Source organism: Gemella sp. GH3, assembly GCF_013415425.1.
Classification (GTDB): Bacteria; Bacillota; Bacilli; order Staphylococcales; family Gemellaceae; genus Gemelliphila.
Genome location: NZ_JACBYC010000052.1, coordinates 26,315 through 32,624 on the forward strand (window position 1 = coordinate 26,315; position 6,310 = coordinate 32,624).

5 protein-coding genes are annotated in these 6,310 nt (G+C 30.7%); all 5 read right to left on the minus strand.

The genetic code is table 11. The features are described from left to right. Positions 1-110: 110 nt before the first annotated feature. Positions 111-749: a hypothetical protein gene (locus tag HZY83_RS01490; RefSeq protein ID WP_179942328.1), complete on the minus strand. Its 639-nt coding sequence runs from the start codon at positions 747-749 to the stop codon at positions 111-113. 63 nt (positions 750-812) lie between these two features. Then, positions 813-1,280 (minus strand): sigma-70 RNA polymerase sigma factor region 4 domain-containing protein, encoded by a 468-nt coding sequence (locus tag HZY83_RS01495; protein WP_179942329.1) that lies wholly within the window; start codon positions 1,278-1,280, stop codon positions 813-815. 204 nt (positions 1,281-1,484) lie between these two features. Then, positions 1,485-2,360 carry a DMT family transporter gene (locus HZY83_RS01500; protein ID WP_179942330.1) on the minus strand — a complete coding sequence of 292 codons (876 nt, stop codon included), beginning with the start codon at positions 2,358-2,360 and terminating at the stop codon, positions 1,485-1,487. 590 nt (positions 2,361-2,950) lie between these two features. Next, on the minus strand, positions 2,951-4,759 hold the full coding sequence (locus tag HZY83_RS01505) for an ABC transporter substrate-binding protein (protein WP_179942331.1): 1,809 nt from the start codon (positions 4,757-4,759) through the stop codon (positions 2,951-2,953). Positions 4,760-5,044: 285 nt separating this feature from the next. Next, positions 5,045-6,310 (minus strand): DUF1542 domain-containing protein (locus HZY83_RS01510; RefSeq protein ID WP_179942332.1); only part of this gene is annotated, 1,266 nt, incomplete at its 5' end.

Below are 6,310 nucleotides of genomic sequence, written 5' to 3' on the forward strand. Positions count from 1 at the left end.
AATATCTATAATATACTATATTATCGCATTTTTCTTTTTTTTTCAATAGATATTCGAACAAAAAAGAACAAGAAAGAAAATCGAAATTGTCTCTTTCTTGTTCTACATAATTAATTTGTAGTGTTTTTGTCTTTTTGATAAATATTAATTGTCCACCCTGCGACAGTACCGTCAGCATAGTCTACTCTTCTTACTTCGTATTCTGTATATTTTTTCGTAGATTCAACTCGAGATTTAATTTCTGAACGTCCGTACTCGTGAGCTTCACTCTGACTACTAAATAACTTACCTGTATTACCTATTGGAGTAGCTAGTTTTTTTCCACTTGTGTCTACATTTCCAGTTTCGTTTTTAGGTTTATCATTATTATTTTGATTCGAGTTGCTATTATTAGAATTAGTATTTTTGTTTGTATTAGAACTTGAGTTTGTATTTTTATTCGAGTTGTTAGACTCTACATTAGAATCACTATTGGTTTTATTACTACTTTCTTTTGAAGAACTACTATTACTTGATGAACTGTCATTTTTATTTGTACTGCTTGAGTTATCATTTTTATTATTTTTTGACGAATCTTTGTTATTATCATCATTTGATTTAGTTGTCGTACTAGACGTTGTATTATTTTTTTTCGCAGAATCAGAATCAGATCCTGTAAATGTTAATATAGCAAATACCGCACCTACAAAAACAACTATTCCTATGGCGGTTATAACAAGAATTCTCAAAAGTCTGTCAATATTTCTCATAAAATTACTCCTTAAATTATGAATTTGTTACTTACTCCATTTTAATTCAATAATAAATTAAAATCAAGGACTACAAATAATCTTTTTACACTTTTCCCTAACACTAGCTATTAGATAATATGTTTTACTTTTAGAAAATTCTAGCTCTTCCATAATCTGCTTAACAGTCTTATAATTCAACAAACTGTTGAATACCCGTAGCTCTTCTTCTGATAATTCGGTTGCAACACTCTCTACTAAATCTATATAAGCAATACCCATATCACTACTTTTAAATATCTTCAGATTTTCGAGGTTATCAACAGTTACATACTTAACTCTATTCCTTCTTCTAATTTCATCGATTATTTTTCGCTTCATAGTCACAAAGGCAAACCTATCAAAGTCTTCTTTGATTATGTCGCCATTTAACAGAATTTTATAACTATCTAGCAAGCCAATAAGTGCAAAAGATTTGAATTCATCGTAGTCTTTCGGCAGTATATTACATTTGTACAGTGCCAAATTAATCTTATCTTTGTACTCTGCCAATATTCTTTCAAATTTCTGTTCTTCTTCGGAAGAAAAGTCATAAAACATTAATAATCCCTCCTTTCTATAAATTATTTTTAATATTAAATTAATTCCTTTTAATGTAATATCTTAACTTTCCTATATTGTCCCTTTTCAACTCTATTATAACGCTTTTAGCAAAATTTTACAAATAATATTCCAGAATTTTAAATAAATTTATAATTATTTTTTTTGTGATAGCAAAATACCACCTAAAACCAACACCATTCCAATCATTTCTCTAATAGACAATATCTCTCCCAAAATGACTACTCCCCCTATAGCAGCAACCACAGATTCAAAACTCATTATTAAAGACGCTGTATGAGACGGAACATCACGTTGCGCAACTATTTGGAATGTATAACCTACTCCACTAGACAAAATACCTAGTGCCAAAAGAGGTAAAATAACAGATAAAATACTTGATAAATTAAAATGTTCACTAAAATATGCAGTTGTAAGACTCAAAACACTCACTACAAAAAGTTGACCTATTGATAAAAACATAGAATTAACTCTACCAGCAGAATAACCTACTACCAAAATATGAATAGCATACAAAACTGCACTAGCTAGAACTACCAAATCGCCATATTCTAAAGAAAAATCCCCTTTTATTGATAAAAAATAAAGACCTATTAGGGAAATAATTAATCCTATCAAGAAAAACTTATTTAACTTTTCTCCAAAGCAAATCGTAATTAGCGGTACAATACAAATATATAAGACCGAAATAAACCCTGTTTTACTAGCAGTAGTATGTTCTAACCCTACCTGCTGAACATACATTGCAAAAAATAATGCTAAACCACAAATAAAAGACAATAAAAATCCTTGATATCTATTTCGAGTTAGTTTTATCTTTGGCTCTTGACTTCGATATATAGTCGGCACACAAATAACTACAAATGACAAAAATATAGCGGCTATAATAGAACGTACCCCTACTACTGTCAAAGCTCCTAACTCTCTACTAGCTATACTCTGCCAGACAAATGCTAACCCCCAAATTGTAGTAGCTATTAGTAGTAACATTTCTGACACATATCTTCTCATATCTTTCCTCCTGCTTAATTTAATCACCTTTATTATACCATATATTACATTACATAAATAGAAGTGCTTGCAAGAAATAAAAGATATTTCGCCTAACAATCTCTACTAATAAAACGATTATTATTCAATATTTTCCAAAAAATTTTTAATAAATTTTGATTAAACTCTAAAATATGAAGTTAAATTATTTAAATAGCTAATTTCATAAGGGTTTATGCACTAATTTAAATAATAAAGTAAAATTTCACTTAACGAAACTTCATAATAAACTACAAATACATTTCTATTAAATTCTATTTAATTTTAGTCAATAGAATTATTAATTGTATACTAATTTTTTCTATCTTTTATATTATTATTTTTATATTTTATTTATTGCATATAGTGAAATATTTTAATATATATATATATATATATTACTAGTAAAATATTTCTATCCGTATAATTAATAATATCCTTGTTAGAACTCTAAAATTACTACAAATATTGCATGTTATAAAATTGATTATATATAATATGAATAATAAAAAAGATTGATTTCTGTTAATCAGAAATCAATCTTTTTTTATTTAAATTTATCTAAATAAGGATTATCCTTGCGAACCTTTGTCCGCTGTTAATTCGATACTTTCGATACCTACTTGATTTTTCATAAGTTTATCATAATCAAGTGATTTAACACGTTTGTTTACCCATAACATATCTGTATTCCAGCTAAATGGTAACCAAGCTCTAGCTTCTGCGAAGTGTTTGTCAAAATCTTGATAAGCTGATTTTAATTTAGCATCATCGAACATTTCGTTAGAATTAATTTTCGCTAAGTCTGATTTTAATGTATCGTTTGTATAACGTTGTAAGTTAAGTGGTGCTTTTTCTCCAACTAATGCACTAGGATTTGGATTAGTTCCTAGTGCCCAAGCACCTTGGAAGATATCAATTCCTGGATCATCAGCTTGAACACGTTGACTAAATTCTTTTGGTGCCATTAATTTACCGTCAACTAATTTAACGTCTAATCCTACATCTTTCCAAGATTTGATAAATGTATCGGCTAAAGCTTGGTCGAATGATTGACCTACGTCACGAATAGCGAAGTTAAATGTTAATTTTTGTCCATTTTTGTCTTCACGTAATCCGTCTCCATCAACGTCTTTTAGACCTGCTTCATCAAGAAGTTTTTTCGCTTTTTCTTGATCGACTTTAAATCCTACATTATCTTTGTTGTAGATGAAATCTACTACTGGTGGATAGAATCCTGATGCTGTTGGTGTAAAGCGAATTCCTTTGTAGATTTTCGCATTGATTTGATCCCAATCTACTGCGTAACCAAATGCTTCACGCACTTTTACATCAGCAGCTTTTGCATTAGGGTCTACTTCTACCATTCCTGTTTCTTTGTTAAGTTTTCCTAATTTAAATCCTACATAAGATAAGTAACGTGCTGGTCTTCCTAATATAGTACCATTACTTAAATCTTTTGTATTTTCCCAAATATCTGCTGTTAAATCTCCCATAACATCTACATCTCCAGCTTTCATTACGTTACTAGCTTGAGCTGGTGTTACACGTTTAACTTCTACAGTTTTTGTTTTTACTTCATCTTTTTTGAAGTAGTGTTCATTAGCTTTTAATAGAACACTTTCTCCAGCTACTACTTGGTCAATTACGTATGGTCCATAAGATAAAGGTTTTGTATTTAGTTCTGCTTCTGCAAATTTAGTAAAGTCTTTTGATGCTTCTGCTACTTGATCAGCATTTAAGAATCCATCTCCTATAAAGCCATCTCCCCAAAGTAGTGAAGGTGTTACTTCTGTATATTTAATTTCTACAGTTTTGTCATCTACAGCTGTAATACCAGAAATATTCTCTGCTTCTCCTTTGTGGTATGCTTCCATACCTTCTATTCTTTCAAAAGTTTCATCATAACGAACATTATCTGTATAATCTTTATTACCCATTAATTCGTAAGTAGCAACGATATCTTTTGATGTAAATGGTTGTCCATTACTCCAAGTAAGTTTGTCATTAATTTTTAATGTTACTTTCTTAGCATCTCTATCTAAGCTAAAAGATACAGCCGCGCTGCTATCATTTTGTTTGTAGCGATATAAATCATCTTGTGCGAATGTTCTACCAGTAAACAAACTAGCTACTGCAGCATCAGTTGATGTGAAAGAAAATATAGGGTTAAACATTCCTGTAAGTGAATCAGCTGATAGAATACCGTATTTCAATGTTGAATCAACTGCTGAACCACCATTATCAACAGAAGATTTAAATTCTACTGCTGGTTTAGTTCCATCAGATTTGTTGCTAGATGATGAAGATGAACATCCAGCAAGAACGATTGATAAAGCCATAGCCGAACTAAAAACTTTTAAAAATTTACTTTTTTTCATTCTATTCCTCCTAAAAAAACTTAAAATACATTATTTAAGCTATTTCAAAATAATTTATAAACATTCTATCATCAAAAAATAAAAAAGTCAAGTAAGTTTTCAGAATATTTCAACTAAATTTAAGTATTAACTTACTTTAATAAAAACATTCTATCTATTTATGATTTCTCAACAGTTCAAATATAAATGTAATTCAATGATATTTTACAATATTACATAAAATCACCTTATCCAAAAGATAGTATCTAATGAATAAGGTGATTTTTTAATTATCTTATATAATAATTATTTTGTTTTTCTTCTTCTAACTAATATTCCCGCTAATATTAAAGCTGAAATTCCCAAAATACTAGTAGATTTTTCTGTTTGTCCAGTTTTTGATAATACTCTAGAAGCATTTAATTCTTGATTTTCGGAAACTTTACCTACTCCGTCTGAAGTTATTTTCACTTTTGATGTCGTATCTATCGCTTTAATTGCTTCTTTTCCTCTATCTTTTGCTTCTGTTACTGCATCATTTGTTGTGGCTTGATCAATAGAAACTTTGGCTTTCTCGACTTCTTTTTCGAATTCTTCTTTTACTTTAGATTTTTCTTCATCTGTCATATTCGAAGCGTCTATCTCTGATTTTTTAGCTTCGGCTGTTTTGTCGATTTCTGCTTTGGCTTCTGCTTTCGCTTTTGATGTTGCGTCTACCGCATTTATAGCTGATTTTCCATTATTTTTCGCTTCTGTTACCGCCACATCTGTTGTTGCTTGGTCTATAGAAGCCTTGGCTTGCTCGGCTTCTTTTTCGACTTCTTCTTTTGCCTTGGCTTTTTCTTCATCTGTCATATTTGAAGCATCTATCTCTGATTTTTTAACTTCCGCTGTTTTGTCTATTTCTGCCTTAGCATCTGATTTTGCTTTTGATGTTGTGTCAACTGCATTTATAGCTTTTTTACCATTATCTTTCGCTTCTGTTACTGCCTCATTTGTTGTTGCTTGGTCTATAGACGTTTTAGCTTGCTCGGCTTCTCTTTCGACTTCTGCCTTAGCCTTAGCTTTTTCTTCTGCTGTCATATTTGATGCGTCGATTTCTGCTTTTTTATCTTCGGCTGTTTTGTCGATTTCCGCCTTAGCATCTGCTTTCACTTTTGATGTTGTGTCAACTGCATTTATAGCTTTTTTACCATTATCTTTTGTTTCTGATACTTCTTGGTCTGTTATTGCTTTGTCAATAGAATTTTTCGCTTTCTCGGCTTCTTTTTCGACTTCTGCCTTAGCCTTAGCTTTTTCTTCTGCTGTCATATTCGAAGCATCTATCTCTGATTTTTTAGCTTCGGCTACTCTATCTATTTCTGTTTTAACATCTGCTTTTGCTTTTGATGTTATGTCTACCGCATTTATAGCTGATTTTCCATTATTTTTCGCTTCTGTTACCGCCACATCTGTTGTTGCTTGGTCTATAGAAGCCTTGGCTTGCTCGGCTTCTTTTTCGACTTCTTCTTTTGCCTTGGCTTTTTCTTCATCTGTCATATTTGATGCATCTATTTCTGATTTCTTAGCTTC

What these genes read in the sequence shown, in the direction of transcription:
- HZY83_RS01490 (WP_179942328.1), bottom strand. Translation starts at nt 749, where the DNA reads ATGAGAAATATTGACAGACTTTTGAGAATTCTTGTTATAACCGCCATA.
- HZY83_RS01500 (WP_179942330.1), bottom strand. Translation starts at nt 2,360, where the DNA reads ATGAGAAGATATGTGTCAGAAATGTTACTACTAATAGCTACTACAATT.
- HZY83_RS01505 (WP_179942331.1), bottom strand. Translation starts at nt 4,759, where the DNA reads ATGAAAAAAAGTAAATTTTTAAAAGTTTTTAGTTCGGCTATGGCTTTA.